This is a genomic window from Pseudomonas sp. 3HC3 (assembly GCF_044904505.1).
Classification (GTDB): domain Bacteria; phylum Pseudomonadota; class Gammaproteobacteria; order Pseudomonadales; family Pseudomonadaceae; genus Aquipseudomonas; species Aquipseudomonas putida_Y.
In genome coordinates, this window is record NZ_JADDRH010000027.1 from 1 (window position 1) to 15080 (window position 15080).

Consider the following 15080-nt stretch of genomic DNA (forward strand, 5'->3'; position numbering starts at 1 on the left):
GGAACGCCTGCCGCAGGCGTGCTCAGTGGAAGACTACGAAGCGCTACTACCATGGAATTGCACACCTCAAATACACAGCTAGGTGCGCTGCCCATCTTTGGTTAGGTGGGGTTTATGAAGCGCTTACGGGTAGGTCATCACGCCACCTCGGCACGGCTGGCTGCGATCTGCTCATCACACCAGGCGTAAATCTCTGCCTCGATCCACACGACGCACTTAGGGCCGAGCGTGACTTGTTTGGGGAAAGCGCCAGCGGCGATACGGCGGTAGATCTCAGTGCAGGACAGGCCGGTGATCGACTCAACGTCCTGTCGCTTGATGAAGCGGCGAGCGGGTGGGGTGGTGTTGGTAGGGGTAGCCATCGTCTGCGCCTCCGTGGGCGTGGTTGGATGGCTATGGATTTAATAGGTAATCAAACTAGCTTTCGATCCAAATACCTACCATCAAAATGTTCCGGAATTTATTGGGAGTGAATTTATTCCGGATCTTTTGGTTAGCCAAAATCTTCCGCAGCAAAAGGCTTCAAGCCATCTATCAAGGTGCTTAGGTCTGAGGCTAGTGGTTTCACGGTTTTCCGCAGACGGTCTTCGCCGAACGTATCGGCGGAGATTGCATTTGCCATTACCCGATATGGGATGTGGTTGTCAGTCTCCAAAGACCACAAATAAAGGTCTAGGTAAGGCAGCAAACCGTAATCACCCCACCAGTCAAATGCTGGTTTTTTCGGGGTGCCTGCACCTTCCGGGGAATTGGTTCTTTCTCTTTTCAGCCATTCTTTGAATGATTTAAGAATGGCAGCATCCGGTGCGTTAAGATCGACGGTGATTGCGGGGTTATGCCACTTCTCGTTAATTTTCCTATCGAGTTTTATCTCGATATGTGGTGTGCGTGAGAAAAGATCGTATTTGTCTTCCCTGGAAAGCAGCTCCGTCAATGTGAGGCTTTGGCCTTCCTCATCTAAATCTAAGTCAATCTCGGTTTCTGGATATGCAGATAGTTCCTCATTTTCAAGGTAGTCCCATAGGGTTAGGGTTGAACTATCCTCATCTCCGTCTTCAACGGAAAATTGATCAGATGTTTTTTGGCGCAGCATGTCGTAAAGCGTGAGCGGCTTTATGGACCGTTGATCGGCAAGGCCGTCATTGGAAATAGCAAAGCGTGCTGCATCCCAATAGAAGTTACCAGGCAGGTAGCAATCGATGGGGTTATCGCGAACTTGATTGAGGACGTCCACCATGTCGAGAATGTACATAGCTTCCGTAGAGCCGGATTTTCGAAGCTCTTGAAGCTTTGGTATGGCCGCCAAATAATCAAGCTTGAGCATGGGCAGCATTGGGAGCATGGTTGCTCGTAACTGAATGTGAAACAACCAATCTTTTGCCGAAAATTCAGATACCGCCTTGTAGTTGTTCAGATCGAACCAGGTCGGTAAATCTTTTACGGTGTCAATCTTAGCCATGTCTGATACCTCGTCCAAAGGTTAGGCTGATCGCCCTATGCTGATAATGTTGGCTCCCGCGCACAGTGCGTCGATCACGTCGGCCCATGCCTGCATCATCGCGCGGCGTTGATCCAGGTAGTGTGCATGGTTGTACGTGTCGCGGATCGAGTCTTGATCGCCATGGGCCAGCTGCCGCTCGATCCAGTCGCGGTTGTAGCCTCGGGTATTCAGGCTTGTGCTCAATAGATGACGGAAACCGTGGCCAGTCTGGCGCCCGTCGTATCCCATGGTGGAAAGCGCCTTGTTCACTGTGTTCTCGCTCATTGGCCTAGACCGATCATTGCGGCCAGGGAAGGCGAGGGGATAGGAGCCGGTCAGCTCATGCAGTGCACGCAGCAGAACTACGGCCTGACGTGGGAGCGGGACGATGTGAGGGCGCCGTGCCTTCATCCGTGCTGCAGGGATCGTCCAGGTAGCTGACTCCAGGTCGAACTCGTCCCAGGGTGCCAGCCGCAGCTCACCGGGTCGCACTGCTGTCAGCAGTAGCAGGCGAATGGCGATCTTGCTGGTGATATCGCACTGGGCCGCGTCCAGTTTCTCCAGCAGCTCGGGGAGTTCGCCTTCTGATACGTGCGGATGGTGGCGAGTGCGCGGGGCGTGCGCGGCTACCACGTCCAGATCGGTGGCGGGGTTGCCGGGTACCACGCCCTTGGCCAAGCCGAAACGAAATATCTGGCTCAGCCACTGGCGAACCTTACGGGCGACGTTAAATGCCTCGCGCCGCTCGATCTTGCGCACCAGGTCGACCAGCTCAGGGCGTTGCACCTCAGCAGCGGGCCGTTTGCCAATCACCGGGAATATGTCCGACTCCAGATACTGCAGCGCTTTCGATGCGGTGGCTGGCGCCCATCGTGGCTGGTTGTAGTCGTACCATTCCCGCGCCAGAACTTCGAACGTCAGCACCAGGGCAGCAGCAGCGGCCTTTTCCTGCTGTTTATGTGCGCTTGGGTCTATGTCCTGGGCCAGCAATTTTCGCGCGGCATCCCGGCGCTCGCGTGCCTGGGCAAGTGTCACAGCGGGATAGGCGCCCAGGCCCAGCATCTTGGCCTTGCCCTCGAATCGGTAGCGAAGGCGCCATAGCTTCCCGCCAGCGGTCGTCACCTCAAGGCAAAGGCCTTGGGCGTCAGCGAGGCGATAGAGCTTGTCGCGGGGTTTGGCGGTGCGGATGGCGGTATCTGTGAGCGCCACGGCTATTCCCTTGCAGTGCCGAACCGCGCTGGATTGCGGTCGGTGTGTGAGTAGGATTCTGGACCGAACTCGTCCTACTCACAAATCTACTCACATACTTGCGGGCTTTCAAGGGAACCACTGGGAACGATGGGCACAAAAAAACCGGCCAAGTGGCCGGTTTCTTTGGTGTTCCGGGTCTGGTAGGGACCGCTTGGAACTATGTGATGGTGCCCCGAGGGAGACTCGAACTCCCACTCCTTTCGAAAACGGATTTTGAATCCGCCGCGTCTACCAATTCCGCCATCAGGGCGTGGCGCGCAGTATAAAGAGGTGCCGCTGGTCGGTCAATCGGCTTTCATGGTCAATTTTCACACATTGGGCTAAACTTCCCGGCCCTGCCGAACCGAACATCATCATGCGCGTCGCCGATTTTTCCTTCGAACTCCCTGATTCCCTGATCGCCCGCCACCCGTTGGCAGAGCGCCATGGCAGCCGTCTGCTGGTGCTCGATGGGCCTACCGGCGCGCTGGCGCACCGGCAATTCCCCGACTTGCTCGACTATCTGCGCCCCGGCGACTTGATGGTGTTCAACAACACCCGGGTGATCCCGGCGCGGTTGTTTGGCCAGAAAGCCTCCGGCGGCAAGCTGGAGGTACTGGTCGAACGCGTGCTGGACAGCCACCGGGTGCTGGCCCATGTGCGCGCCAGCAAGGCGCCCAAGGTAGGCGCGGTCATCCTCATCGATGGCGGTGGCGAGGCCGAAATGGTCGCGCGTCATGACACGCTGTTCGAGCTTCGTTTCACCGAAGAGGTGCTGCCGTTGCTCGACCGTGTCGGTCATATGCCGTTGCCGCCCTATATCGACCGCCCGGACGAGGGCGCCGACCGTGAGCGCTACCAGACCGTGTACGCCCAGCGCGCCGGTGCGGTCGCCGCGCCTACTGCAGGCCTGCACTTTGACGAGGCGCTGCTGGAAAAGATCGCAGCCAAGGGCGTCGAACGCGCCTTCGTCACCCTGCATGTGGGCGCTGGCACCTTCCAGCCGGTGCGTGTCGACAAGATCGAAGACCACCACATGCATAAAGAGTGGCTCGAAGTGGGCCAGGATGTGGTCGATGCCATCGAGGCCTGCCGTGCCCGTGGTGGTCGGGTGATCGCCGTTGGCACCACCAGTGTGCGTTCGCTGGAGAGCGCCGCGCGTGATGGCGTGCTCAAGGCCTTCAGTGGCGACACCGACATCTTCATCTACCCGGGCCGCCCGTTCCATGTAGTCGATGCCCTGGTCACCAACTTCCATCTGCCGGAGTCCACGCTGCTGATGCTGGTCTCGGCTTTCGCCGGCTACCCCGAGACCATGGCTGCCTACGCAGCGGCGGTCGAGCACGGGTACCGCTTCTTCAGTTACGGTGATGCCATGTTCATCACCCGCAATCCGGCGCCACGCGGGCCCGAGGATCAAGCATGAGTCGCACCTGTCGAATGTCCTTCGAACTGCTGGCCACCGACGGCAAGGCCCGTCGTGGTCGCATCACCTTCCCACGTGGCACCGTGGAAACCCCGGCATTCATGCCGGTGGGTACCTATGGCACGGTCAAGGGCATGCTGCCACGCGATATCGAGGCCATCGGCGCCGAGATGATCCTTGGCAACACCTTCCACTTGTGGCTGCGTCCAGGCACCGAGGTGATCAAGAAGCACAACGGCCTGCACGATTTCATGCAGTGGAAAGGCCCGATCCTCACCGACTCCGGTGGTTTCCAGGTGTTCAGCCTGGGTGCCATGCGCAAGATCAAGGAAGAGGGCGTGACCTTCGCCTCGCCAGTCGATGGCTCGAAGGTGTTCATGGGCCCGGAAGAGTCGATGCAGGTGCAGCGTGACCTGGGCTCGGACGTGGTAATGATCTTCGACGAGTGCACCCCGTACCCGGCCGAGCACGATGTGGCACGCACTTCCATGGAGCTGTCGCTGCGCTGGGCCCAGCGTTCGAAAAACGCCCACGCCGACAACACCGCCGCGCTGTTCGGCATTGTCCAGGGCGGCATGTACCAGGACCTGCGCATGCGCTCGCTGGAAGGCCTGGAGAACATCGGTTTCGACGGCCTGGCCATTGGCGGCCTGTCGGTGGGCGAGCCCAAGCACGAAATGATCAAGGTGCTGGATTACCTGCCGGGCCAGATGCCTGCTGACAAACCTCGTTACCTTATGGGGGTAGGCAAACCGGAAGATCTCGTTGAGGGTGTGCGCCGCGGCGTCGACATGTTCGACTGCGTGATGCCGACGCGTAACGCGCGCAACGGTCATCTGTTCGTCGATACAGGGGTGATCAAGATCCGCAACGCGTTCCATCGTCACGATGAATCGCCGCTGGATCCGACCTGTGACTGCTATACCTGCACCAACTTCTCGCGCGCCTATCTCCATCATCTGGACAAATGCGGCGAAATGCTGAGCAGCATGCTGAATACCATCCACAACTTGCGCCATTATCAGCGCTTGATGGCCGGTTTACGCGAGGCTATTCAACAGGGTAAATTGGCCGCCTTTGTCGACGCCTTCTACGCCAAGCGCGGGCTTCCTGTACCGCCCTTGGACTGACTGTCCGCATCCATTATTAGAAAATTACATTAGGAGTGCCCAATGAGCTTCTTCATCCCCGCCGCATACGCGGACGCTGCAGCACCTGCCGCTGGCCCAGCCGGTACCGGCTTCGAGTGGATTTTCCTGGTCGGTTTCCTGGTCATCTTCTATCTGATGATCTGGCGCCCGCAGGCCAAGCGCGCGAAAGAGCAGAAGAACCTGCTGAGCAACTTGCAGAAAGGTGACGAAGTTGTCACCAACGGCGGCATCGCTGGCAAGATCGTCAAGGTTTCCGATGACTTCGTGGTGCTGGAAGTGTCCGACACTGTCGAGCTGAAGTTCCAGAAGGGTGCCATTGCTGCGACCCTGCCAAAAGGTACGCTCAAGGCTATCTGAGTTACCGGTTTTTTTTCCAGTCGGGGCGCGCAACGCGCCCCGCGTCTTGAACGGGCGGCGTGATGCTGAACAAATATCCTCTGTGGAAATATGCACTGATCGTGCTGGTACTGGTGGTCGGTTTCATTTATTCCGCTCCCAACCTCTACCCGGATGACCCGGCGGTACAGATCAGCGGTGCCAGCTCGGCGCTGCAGGTGAATCAGGCCGACCTCGATCGCGTCAGCAAGGCGCTGGTCGATGCCAAGATCGCGGTCAAGGGTGTAAGCCTGGGTGAGAAGGGCAGCGGGCTGATCCGTCTGACCAATCAGGAAGACCAGTTGCCAGCCAAGGATGTAGTGCGCAAGGCACTGGGCGATGACTACGTCGTGGCCCTGAACCTGGCCCAGACTACCCCGAAATGGCTGCGCAACCTGGGTGCAAGCCCGATGAAACTGGGCCTGGACCTGTCCGGTGGTGTGCACTTCCTGCTGGAAGTGGACATGGACAAGGCCATGACTGCCCGCATGAAAGTCTACGAAGGCGAGGTCAAGACCTTGCTGCGCAAAGAGCGCATCCGCTACCGCAGCCTGCCTCAGCAGGATGGCGGCATCATGCTGGGCTTCGCTGACGATGCTGCCCGCGAACAGGCACGTGCCCTGATCCGCAAGAATTTCAATGATTTCGACCTGACCACCACCGAGCGCAACGAGCTTGCGGTGCTGCGTCTGGCGCTGACCCAGGCGAAAGTCGCCGAGATCCGCGAATACTCGATCAAGCAGAACCTCACCACCGTGCGCAACCGCGTGAACGAGTTGGGTGTGGCCGAGCCGCTGGTACAGCGCCAGGGCGCCAACCGTATCGTGGTCGAGCTGCCTGGCGTGCAGGACACTGCCGAAGCCAAGCGTATCCTCGGTAAAACGGCCAACCTGGAGTTCCGCTTCGGTGCCGAACCGGGCGCGTCCAAGGCCACCACCGAGGTGTTCGAGTTCCGTGAAGGCGGCCGCTCCGCTGCCGTCGAGCGTGGCCTGATCATCACCGGTGACCAGGTTACCGACGCCCAGGCCAGCTTTGACGAGCATGGTCGCCCGCAGGTGAACATCCGCCTGGATGGTCACGGTGGCGAGCTGATGAGCCGTGCTACCCGTAGCAACGTCGGCCGTAGCATGGCGGTGATCTTTATCGAGCAGAAGCCAGTCACCCGCTACGTCAAGCAGACTGTCGGTGGCGTCGAGAAGGACGTCGCCGTACAAAGCTTCGTGGAAGAGAAGAAAATCATCAGCCTGGCGACCATCCAGTCGCCGCTGGGCAGCCAGTTCCGCATCACCGGCCTGAACGGCCAGGGCGAATCTTCGGAACTGGCACTGCTGCTGCGTGCCGGCGGCCTGGCCGCCCCGATGTACTTCGCTGAAGAACGTACCATTGGCCCAAGCCTGGGTGCCGACAACATCACCAAGGGTATCGACGCGTCGCTGTGGGGCATGTTGTTTGTCTCTCTGTTCATCATTGCCATCTACCGCGCCTTCGGTGTGCTGGCCACCATCGCCCTGGCGGGCAACATGGTGCTGCTGCTGGCGTTGATGTCACTGCTGGGGGCCACGCTGACCCTGCCGGGGATCGCCGGCATCGTGTTGACCATGGGTATGGCAGTGGACGCCAACGTGCTGATCTTCTCGCGTATTCGCGAAGAGATCGCTGCTGGCATGTCGGTGCAGCGCGCCATCCATGAAGGCTTCAATCGCGCCTACTCGGCAATCGTCGACGCCAACCTGACCACTCTGTTGGTCGGCGGCATCCTGTTTGCCATGGGTACCGGCCCGGTCAAAGGCTTTGCGGTCACCATGTCCCTCGGGATTTTCACCTCGATGTTCACTGCCATCATGGTGACCCGTGCATTGGTCAACCTGACCTGTGGCGGGCGTGACATCAAGAAGCTGTGGGTTTGAGGGAGCTGCGATGAAAACCATCAATTTCATGGGCGTGCGCAAAGTCGCGTTCGCCGTCACCGTGCTCCTCACCGTACTGGCACTGTTCAGCTGGTGGCAAAAGGGCCTGAACCTCGGGCTGGACTTCACCGGGGGCACGCTGATCGAGTTGACCTATGAACGCCCGGCCGACGTCAAGGCTGTGCGTGCCGAGCTGGTCAATTCCGGCTTCCACGAAGCTGTGGTTCAGAGCTTCGGTGCTACCACCGACCTGCTGGTGCGCATGCCTGGCGACGACCCGATGCTGGGTAACAAAGTGGCCGAAGCCCTGCAGAAGGTTGGCGGCGACAACCCGGCCAAGGTCAAGCGCGTCGAGTTCGTCGGCCCGCAAGTGGGTGAAGAACTGCGTGACCAGGGCGGCTTGGGCATGCTCCTGGCCCTGGGCGGCATCCTCATCTACCTGGCGTTCCGCTTCCAGTGGAAGTTCGCCGTGGGGGCGATCGTTTCGCTGATCCACGACGTGGTCGTAACGCTGGGTATCCTGTCTTTCTTCCAGATCACCTTCGACCTGACGGTGCTGGCGGCGGTGCTGGCGATCATCGGTTACTCGCTGAACGACACCATTGTTGTATTCGACCGGGTGCGCGAGAACTTCCGCGTGATGCGCAAAGCCTCACTGATCGAGAACATCAACATTTCCACCACCCAGACCCTGCTGCGTACCGTCGCCACTTCGGTTTCGACCCTGCTGGCCATCGCCTCGTTGCTGTTCTTCGGGGGTGACAACCTGTTCGGTTTCTCACTGGCACTGTTCATTGGTGTCATGGCCGGTACTTACTCGTCGATCTATATCGCCAACGTGGTACTGATCTGGCTGAACCTGAGCAGCGAAGATCTCATTCCGCCGGTCAAGGCCGAGGGTGTGGACGAACGTCCGTAAGTTCTTCCCTGCGCCGCCTGGCGGTGAAAAGGCGCGAGTGTTGAACTCGCGCCTTTTTTTTTGCTCCAAGGCTGGGAGAAGCGCGGGTTCATGCCCGCTGGTACGATCAGGAGGTTCACGTGAATAAATCAATGCTGGTGGGTGCGGTGCTGGGTGCTGTCGGTGTAACTGCCGGAGGTGCTGTGGCGACCTACAGCTTGGTGAACAAAGGCCCCGAAGTCGCCCAGGTGACTGACGTGCAGCCGATCAAGCAGCAGGTGAAAACCCCGCGTGAAGTTTGCAAGGACGTGACTGTGACGCGCCAAGCGCCGGTCAAGGATCAACACCAGATTGCCGGTACCGTAGTCGGTGCGTTGGCAGGTGGTCTGTTGGGTAACCAGATTGGTGGCGGTACCGGCAAGAAGATTGCCACGGTGGCCGGTGCGGTCGGTGGTGGTTATGCGGGGAACAAGGTGCAGGAAGGCATGCAGGAGCGTGATACCTACACAACCACGCAAACCCGCTGCAACACGGTCAACGACATCAGCGAGAAGGTAGTGGGCTACAACGTGACCTATTCCATCGGTGATCAGGTAGGCAAGGTGAAGATGGATCGCGAACCGGGGTCGACCATTCCGTTGGACAAGAATGGCAAGTTGATCCTGAGCGAGGCTGGTCAGTAATTTGCGTTGCCTGTGCCGGCCTCTTCGCGGGTAAACCCGCTCCTACAGGGGCATGCGATCCGTGTAGGAGCGGGTTTACCCGCGAAGAGGCCGGCACAGGCAACGCAAACCACCAAGCACAAAAAAGCACCTCGAGAGGTGCTTTTTGTTTGCCGGCAATCTGCGCTTAGCGCTTCATGCTTTCTGGCAGGTGTGGCTGGATGGCAGTCAGTACCGCCTTGAAGCACTTGATGTTGCCTGCAACGATGTGGCCTTTGTCGAGGAAGTCGTGGCCGCCGTTGAAGTCGCTCACCAGGCCACCGGCTTCCTGGATCAGCAGCACGCCAGCTGCCATGTCCCATTCGGACAGGCCCGACTCCCAGAAGGCGTCGAAGCGGCCAGCGGCCACGTAGGCCAGGTCCAGGCTGGCGGAGCCGGCGCGGCGGATGCCGGCGGTCTGGCCGGTCAAGGCGCGGAACATGCCCAGGTAGTTGTCCATGTCAGCCATCTGGCCGTCACGGAACGGGAAGCCGGTGCCCAGCAGGGCGCCTTCCAGGCTTGTACGCGAGCTGACGCGCAGGCGGCGGCCGTTGAGTTGGGCGCCACGGCCCCGGCTGGCGGTGAATTCTTCCTGGCGAACCGGGTCGACGATCACGGCGTGCTCAAGGCGGCCGCGGTATTTGCAGGCGATGCTGACTGCGAAGTGCGGGATGCCGCGCAGGAAGTTGGTGGTGCCGTCCAGCGGATCGATGATCCACAGGTAATCCTTGCCTTCTTCGCCGCTACCCGCGTGCAGACCGGTTTCCTCGCCCTGGATGGAGTGGTTAGGGTAGGCCTTGCGCAGGGCATTGACGATGCTTTGCTCGGCGGCGCGATCGACTTCGGAAACGTAGTCCTTGGCCTCTTTCTCATCGACCTTGATGCTATCCAGGCGTTCGATGGAGCGGAAAATCAGTTCACTGGCGCTGCGAGCGGCGCGCAGGGCGATATTCAGCATAGGCTGCATGGGCGGGTCACCTGGAGATGTTAAAGAAGAAAGCCGATCATTCTAGCAGAAAACTTTGGCGGCAGAAGTGTCACATTTGCTTTCGTGGCGTTACGTCTGTCGGTTCTGTAAGATCGAAGGCCCTGATTCCTGCATCTGTGAGCACAACACCTTGCTGCAAAATATTCGTGTTGTTCTGGTCAATACCAGCCACCCCGGCAACATCGGCGGCGCTGCACGTGCCATGAAAAACATGGGCTTGTCGCGTCTGGTGCTGGTGCAGCCGAAAGAATTCCCCGCCGTGGATGCCAGTGCCCGTGCTTCGGGCGCCGACGATGTGCTGGATAACGCTCAGGTGGTCGACAGCCTCGAACAGGCACTGGTCGGCTGCAACCTGGTGATGGGCACCAGCGCCCGCGAGCGCAGCATTCCCTGGCCGTTGATCGGCCCGCGTGAATGCGGTGCCAAGGCGGTGGAGCATGCCAATGGCGGCGAGGAAATCGCCTTGGTGTTCGGGCGTGAGCACGCCGGCCTGACCAACGAAGAACTGCAGCGATGTCACTTCCACGTGCACATTCCCTCCAACCCCGACTTCAGTTCGTTGAACCTGGCTGCTGCCGTGCAGGTGCTCTCCTACGAGGTGCGTATGGCCTGGCTGGCTGCTGGTGAGGCGCCGGGAAAAGTCGAAAAGGTTGACGCCGCTGAGCTGGCGACCATGGATGAAATGGAGCTGTTCTACGACCACTTGGAGAAAACCCTGGTGGGCATCGGCTTCCTCGACCCCGAAAAGCCCAAGCACCTGATGCCGCGCTTGCGCCGGTTGTATGGGCGGGTGGCGGTCGAGCGTTCGGAAATGAGCATTTTGCGCGGCATCCTCACCGAGACCCAGAAAGTGGTCCGGGGCGAGCCGCATAAACGGAAGGACTGACAGATGTTCGAACGCCTGCGTGAAGATATTCAAAGCGTATTCCACCGTGACCCGGCTGCGCGCAATGCCTTCGAGGTGCTCACCTGCTACCCCGGCATGCATGCCATCTGGCTGCATCGCCTAGGCAATGCGCTGTGGAGGCGTGATTTCAAATGGCTGGCCCGGCTGGTGTCGAATTTCGGTCGCTGGCTGACCGGTATCGAAATCCACCCTGGCGCCACCATTGGCCGGCGCTTTTTCATCGACCACGGTATGGGCATCGTCATTGGCGAAACCGCCGAGATCGGCGATGACGTCACCCTGTACCAGGGTGTGACGCTCGGTGGTACCAGCTGGAACAAAGGCAAACGCCACCCCACCTTGGAGAATGGCGTGGTGGTAGGGGCGGGTGCCAAGGTCCTGGGGCCTTTCACCGTCGGCGCCGGGGCCAAGATCGGTTCCAATGCGGTGGTCACCAAGGCAGTGCCGGCCGGGGCTACGGCGGTAGGCATTCCAGGGCGGATCATCGTCAAGAGCGAGGACACTGAAGTCGAAGCCAAGCGTAAGGCAATGGCCGAGAAGATCGGCTTTGATGCCTACGGTGTCAGCGGCGACATGCCCGACCCGGTCGCGCGGGCCATCGGCCAGATGCTCGATCATCTGCAGGCCGTCGACGAACGGTTGGAGGGTATGTGTGGCGCGCTGACCAAGATGGGCAGTGACTATTGTGCCAAAGAACTGCCGGCCTTGCCGGAGGACGAGTTCACCGAGGTTGCTCAGGTGGCCCAGCGCGACACTCAGTCGCATTGATCGCGCCGTACTGAAATCATGTAGACATGCGGGGCGTGTGCTCACGCCCCTCGTCTGCTACAATCGCGCCCGCCTCCCTGATGCAAACCCGACTAAAGCAGTAGGTCTAATAGTTGACTTAAATGCTCGGGAATCGCATACTCGCACACATCCCGAAACTCCCGTGGTACCCAATAGCCATGCGACTGACTACCAAAGGCCGATACGCTGTGACCGCCATGCTCGACCTGGCGTTGCACGCGAAGCATGGGCCGGTGTCTTTGGCCGATATTTCCGAGCGCCAGGGCATTTCCCTCTCTTATCTGGAGCAGCTGTTCGCCAAGCTGCGCCGCAGCAGCCTGGTTTCCAGCGTGCGCGGTCCAGGCGGTGGCTACCAGCTGTCGCGGGGCATGGAAACCATCCAGGTGGCCCAGGTCATCGACGCGGTCAACGAATCGGTCGATGCCACCCGTTGCCAGGGGCTCGGGGACTGCCATGCCGGTGATACCTGCCTGACCCACCACCTGTGGTGCGACCTCAGCCAGCAGATCCATGAATTCCTCAGCGGCATAAGCCTGGCCGACCTCGTCAAGCGCCGTGATGTGCAGGAAGTCGCCCAGCGCCAGGACCTGCGGCGTGTCGCAGGACGAACCGCCCAGCTGGACAAGATTGAGACGTCTGCCGTCGATTGACCCCTTGGGACGACGAGCGACGCCACCGCCTGATAGGAGAGACAAATGAAGTTGCCGATCTACCTCGATTACTCCGCGACCACTCCGGTCGACCCACGCGTGGCCCAGAAGATGGCCGACTGCTTGCTGGTCGACGGGAACTTCGGTAACCCGGCCTCGCGCTCCCACGTCTTTGGCTGGAAAGCCGAGGAGGCGGTGGAAAACGGTCGCCGCCAGGTTGCCGAGCTGATCAATGCCGATCCGCGCGAAATCGTCTGGACCAGCGGTGCAACCGAGTCCGACAACCTCGCACTCAAAGGTGTCGCGCACTTCTATCAGACCAAGGGCAAGCACATCATTACCTCCAAGATCGAGCACAAGGCGGTCCTGGATACCGCTCGCCAGCTGGAGCGCGAAGGTTTTGAAGTCACCTACCTGGAACCAGGCGAAGACGGCATCGTCACCCCGGCCATGGTAGAGGCGGCGCTGCGCGACGACACCATCCTGGTCTCGCTGATGCACGTGAACAACGAAGTCGGCTCGATCAACGACATTGCCGCCATCGGTGAACTGACCCGTTCGCGCGGCGTGCTGTTCCATGTCGACGCCGCCCAGTCGGCCGGCAAGGTCGAAATCGACCTGCAAAAGCTGAAGGTCGACCTGATGTCGTTCTCGGCGCACAAGGTCTATGGCCCGAAAGGCATCGGCGCACTGTACGTCAGCCGCAAGCCGCGTGTACGCCTGGAAGCCATCATTCACGGCGGCGGTCATGAGCGCGGCATGCGTTCGGGCACCTTGCCGACCCACCAGATCGTCGGCATGGGCGAAGCCTTCGCCATTGCCAAGCAGGAAATGGTTGCAGAAAACGCACGCATCAAGGCCCTGAGCGACCGCTTCTTCAAGCAGGTCTCAAACCTTGAAGAGCTGTACGTCAATGGCAGCCAGACTGCACGTGTACCGCACAACCTGAACCTGAGCTTCAACTACGTCGAAGGCGAATCGCTGCTGATGTCGCTGAAAGACATCGCCGTATCGTCCGGTTCGGCCTGTACCTCCGCGTCGCTCGAGCCGTCTTACGTACTGCGTGCTCTGGGCCGTAACGACGAGCTGGCGCACAGCTCGATCCGCTTCTCCTTTGGCCGATTCACCACCGAAGAAGAAGTCGACTACGCCGCGCAGAAAGTCTGCGAGGCTGTCAACAAACTGCGTGAACTGTCGCCGCTGTGGGATATGTACAAAGACGGCGTTGACATCTCCAAGATCGAGTGGGCCGCCCACTAAGCAGTCGCCGGCAAGAGCGGCTCCCTGATGAGGAAGGAATTGCACCATGGCATACAGTGAAAAGGTCATCGACCACTACGAAAACCCGCGCAACGTCGGCAAGATGAATGCCGAAGACCCGGATGTCGGCACCGGCATGGTCGGCGCCCCGGCCTGCGGTGACGTGATGCGCCTGCAGATCAAGGTCAACGAGCAGGGCGTTATCGAAGACGCCAAGTTCAAGACCTATGGCTGCGGCTCGGCCATCGCTTCCAGCTCCCTCGCCACCGAGTGGATGAAGGGCAAGACCCTGGACGAGGCCGAAACCATCAAGAACACCCAGCTGGCCGAAGAACTGGCGTTGCCGCCGGTCAAGATCCACTGCTCGGTACTCGCCGAGGATGCCATCAAGGCAGCCGTACGCGACTACAAGCAGAAGAAAGGCTTGATCTAAGTCGCCTGTTGCAAGGTAAGGAGTTCTGATGGCTATCAGCATGACAGAAGCCGCCGCCAACCACATTCGCCGTTCCCTCGACGGGCGCGGCAAAGGTGAGGGCATTCGCCTGGGCGTGCGCACCACCGGTTGCTCGGGTCTGGCCTACGTGCTGGAATTCGTCGACGAACTGGCGGACGAAGACCAGGTGTTCGAGAACCATGGCGTCAAGGTGATCATCGATCCCAAGAGCCTGGTCTACCTCGATGGCACCGAGCTGGATTTCGTCAAGGAAGGGTTGAACGAAGGCTTCAAGTTCAACAACCCCAACGTGCGCGGTGAGTGTGGCTGCGGCGAAAGCTTCAACGTTTGAGGCTGGCTGTGGGTACTCCTTGTCATTACGCATTGTTTGACCTCCAGCCAAGCTTCCGTCTGGATCTCGACAAGCTGGCCACTCGCTATCGCGAGCTGGCCCGCGAAGTCCATCCTGATCGCTTTGCCGACGCCTCCGAGCGTGAGCAGCGTATAGCGCTGGAAAAATCCGCGGCCCTCAACGACGCTTACCAGACGCTGCGCAGTGCGCCGCGGCGTGCGCGCTACCTGCTGGCCATCAGCGGCCACGAAGTGCCTCAGGAAGTCACGGTCCACGACCCTGACTTCCTGCTGCAGCAGATGCAGTGGCGTGAAGAGCTCGAAGAACTGCAGGATGAAGCCGACCTTGATGGTGTAGGCGTGTTCAAGAAGCGCCTGAAGGTTGCCCAGGACACGCTGAATGAGGACTTTGCCGGCTGCTGGGATGCCCCAGGCGAGCGCGACAAGGCTGAACGCCTGATGCGCCGCATGCAGTTCCTCGACAAGCTCGCCCAAGAAGTGCGCCAACTGGAAGAGCGCCTCGACGATTAACCC

At 59.8% G+C, this 15080-nt stretch carries 17 protein-coding genes and 1 tRNA gene; 13 read left to right on the forward strand and 5 right to left on the reverse strand.

What is annotated here, in order from left to right; all coding sequences use genetic code 11:
- Positions 1-137: 137 nt before the first annotated feature.
- From INQ47_RS23980 to INQ47_RS23995, 4 genes are all read right to left on the reverse strand, one after another.
- Positions 138-362, reverse strand: a complete 225-nt coding sequence (locus tag INQ47_RS23980) for a helix-turn-helix transcriptional regulator (protein WP_404702777.1) — start codon at positions 360-362, stop codon at positions 138-140.
- Between the two features lie 131 nt (positions 363-493).
- Positions 494-1459: a DUF6387 family protein gene (locus tag INQ47_RS23985; RefSeq protein WP_404702778.1), complete on the reverse strand. Its 966-nt coding sequence runs from the start codon at positions 1457-1459 to the stop codon at positions 494-496.
- Between the two features lie 21 nt (positions 1460-1480).
- Positions 1481-2689, reverse strand: coding sequence for a tyrosine-type recombinase/integrase (locus INQ47_RS23990; RefSeq protein WP_404702779.1), 1209 nt, complete (start codon positions 2687-2689; stop codon positions 1481-1483).
- 207 nt (positions 2690-2896) lie between these two features.
- Positions 2897-2981: transfer RNA gene (locus INQ47_RS23995), tRNA-Leu, on the reverse strand.
- A 105-nt stretch (positions 2982-3086) separates the two neighbouring features.
- Between INQ47_RS23995 and queA the strand changes: the two genes are divergently transcribed.
- The 6 genes from queA to INQ47_RS24025 all read left to right on the forward strand — a co-directional run bounded on the left by queA (position 3087) and on the right by INQ47_RS24025 (position 9150).
- The gene (gene queA / locus INQ47_RS24000; protein ID WP_021781763.1) at positions 3087-4136 is read left to right on the forward strand and encodes a tRNA preQ1(34) S-adenosylmethionine ribosyltransferase-isomerase QueA; all 1050 of its coding nucleotides are present in this window, start codon (positions 3087-3089) and stop codon (positions 4134-4136) included.
- Positions 4137-4150: 14 nt separating this feature from the next.
- Positions 4151-5266, forward strand: a complete 1116-nt coding sequence (tgt, locus tag INQ47_RS24005; protein WP_014589748.1) for a tRNA guanosine(34) transglycosylase Tgt — start codon at positions 4151-4153, stop codon at positions 5264-5266.
- 42 nt (positions 5267-5308) lie between these two features.
- On the forward strand, positions 5309-5644 hold the full coding sequence (gene yajC / locus INQ47_RS24010) for a preprotein translocase subunit YajC (protein WP_003248556.1): 336 nt from the start codon (positions 5309-5311) through the stop codon (positions 5642-5644).
- Between the two features lie 62 nt (positions 5645-5706).
- The gene (secD, locus tag INQ47_RS24015; protein WP_404702780.1) at positions 5707-7569 is read left to right on the forward strand and encodes a protein translocase subunit SecD; all 1863 of its coding nucleotides are present in this window, start codon (positions 5707-5709) and stop codon (positions 7567-7569) included.
- Between the two features lie 10 nt (positions 7570-7579).
- Positions 7580-8488 carry a protein translocase subunit SecF gene (gene secF, locus INQ47_RS24020; RefSeq protein WP_209967929.1) on the forward strand — a complete coding sequence of 303 codons (909 nt, stop codon included), beginning with the start codon at positions 7580-7582 and terminating at the stop codon, positions 8486-8488.
- 119 nt (positions 8489-8607) lie between these two features.
- Positions 8608-9150 (forward strand): glycine zipper 2TM domain-containing protein, encoded by a 543-nt coding sequence (locus INQ47_RS24025; protein WP_010952063.1) that lies wholly within the window; start codon positions 8608-8610, stop codon positions 9148-9150.
- Between the two features lie 166 nt (positions 9151-9316).
- Here INQ47_RS24025 and suhB read toward each other — a convergent pair whose 3' ends face one another.
- Positions 9317-10135 (reverse strand): inositol-phosphate phosphatase, encoded by an 819-nt coding sequence (gene suhB / locus INQ47_RS24030; protein WP_003248548.1) that lies wholly within the window; start codon positions 10133-10135, stop codon positions 9317-9319.
- A gap of 151 nt (positions 10136-10286) precedes the next feature.
- On the opposite strand from suhB, the gene trmJ reads away from it, so the two are divergent.
- The 7 genes from trmJ (at position 10287) to hscB (ending at position 15077) form a co-directional block, all read left to right on the forward strand.
- The gene (gene trmJ / locus INQ47_RS24035) at positions 10287-11042 is read left to right on the forward strand and encodes a tRNA (cytosine(32)/uridine(32)-2'-O)-methyltransferase TrmJ (protein ID WP_004576300.1); all 756 of its coding nucleotides are present in this window, start codon (positions 10287-10289) and stop codon (positions 11040-11042) included.
- A gap of 3 nt (positions 11043-11045) precedes the next feature.
- Positions 11046-11831: a serine O-acetyltransferase gene (gene cysE / locus INQ47_RS24040; RefSeq protein ID WP_404702781.1), complete on the forward strand. Its 786-nt coding sequence runs from the start codon at positions 11046-11048 to the stop codon at positions 11829-11831.
- Between the two features lie 179 nt (positions 11832-12010).
- Positions 12011-12502, forward strand: a complete 492-nt coding sequence (gene iscR / locus INQ47_RS24045; protein ID WP_003248542.1) for a Fe-S cluster assembly transcriptional regulator IscR — start codon at positions 12011-12013, stop codon at positions 12500-12502.
- A 45-nt stretch (positions 12503-12547) separates the two neighbouring features.
- Positions 12548-13762: an IscS subfamily cysteine desulfurase gene (locus INQ47_RS24050; protein WP_021781769.1), complete on the forward strand. Its 1215-nt coding sequence runs from the start codon at positions 12548-12550 to the stop codon at positions 13760-13762.
- Between the two features lie 46 nt (positions 13763-13808).
- Positions 13809-14195 (forward strand): Fe-S cluster assembly scaffold IscU, encoded by a 387-nt coding sequence (gene iscU / locus INQ47_RS24055; protein ID WP_003248539.1) that lies wholly within the window; start codon positions 13809-13811, stop codon positions 14193-14195.
- 28 nt (positions 14196-14223) lie between these two features.
- On the forward strand, positions 14224-14547 hold the full coding sequence (iscA, locus tag INQ47_RS24060; protein ID WP_003248536.1) for an iron-sulfur cluster assembly protein IscA: 324 nt from the start codon (positions 14224-14226) through the stop codon (positions 14545-14547).
- Between the two features lie 8 nt (positions 14548-14555).
- Positions 14556-15077 carry a co-chaperone HscB gene (gene hscB, locus INQ47_RS24065; protein WP_209967925.1) on the forward strand — a complete coding sequence of 174 codons (522 nt, stop codon included), beginning with the start codon at positions 14556-14558 and terminating at the stop codon, positions 15075-15077.
- Positions 15078-15080: the final 3 nt, after the last annotated feature.

Bases quoted from the DNA above. Each gene is read 5' to 3' on its own strand.
- suhB (WP_003248548.1), bottom strand. From the start codon at position 10,135: ATGCAGCCTATGCTGAATATCGCCCTGCGCGCCGCTCGCAGCGCCAGT.
- cysE (WP_404702781.1), top strand. From the start codon at position 11,046: ATGTTCGAACGCCTGCGTGAAGATATTCAAAGCGTATTCCACCGTGAC.
- yajC (WP_003248556.1), top strand. From the start codon at position 5,309: ATGAGCTTCTTCATCCCCGCCGCATACGCGGACGCTGCAGCACCTGCC.
- tgt (WP_014589748.1), top strand. From the start codon at position 4,151: ATGTCCTTCGAACTGCTGGCCACCGACGGCAAGGCCCGTCGTGGTCGC.
- INQ47_RS24050 (WP_021781769.1), top strand. From the start codon at position 12,548: ATGAAGTTGCCGATCTACCTCGATTACTCCGCGACCACTCCGGTCGAC.
- iscA (WP_003248536.1), top strand. From the start codon at position 14,224: ATGGCTATCAGCATGACAGAAGCCGCCGCCAACCACATTCGCCGTTCC.
- INQ47_RS23985 (WP_404702778.1), bottom strand. From the start codon at position 1,459: ATGGCTAAGATTGACACCGTAAAAGATTTACCGACCTGGTTCGATCTG.
- secD (WP_404702780.1), top strand. From the start codon at position 5,707: ATGCTGAACAAATATCCTCTGTGGAAATATGCACTGATCGTGCTGGTA.
- secF (WP_209967929.1), top strand. From the start codon at position 7,580: ATGAAAACCATCAATTTCATGGGCGTGCGCAAAGTCGCGTTCGCCGTC.
- iscU (WP_003248539.1), top strand. From the start codon at position 13,809: ATGGCATACAGTGAAAAGGTCATCGACCACTACGAAAACCCGCGCAAC.
- iscR (WP_003248542.1), top strand. From the start codon at position 12,011: ATGCGACTGACTACCAAAGGCCGATACGCTGTGACCGCCATGCTCGAC.
- INQ47_RS23980 (WP_404702777.1), bottom strand. From the start codon at position 362: ATGGCTACCCCTACCAACACCACCCCACCCGCTCGCCGCTTCATCAAG.
- queA (WP_021781763.1), top strand. From the start codon at position 3,087: ATGCGCGTCGCCGATTTTTCCTTCGAACTCCCTGATTCCCTGATCGCC.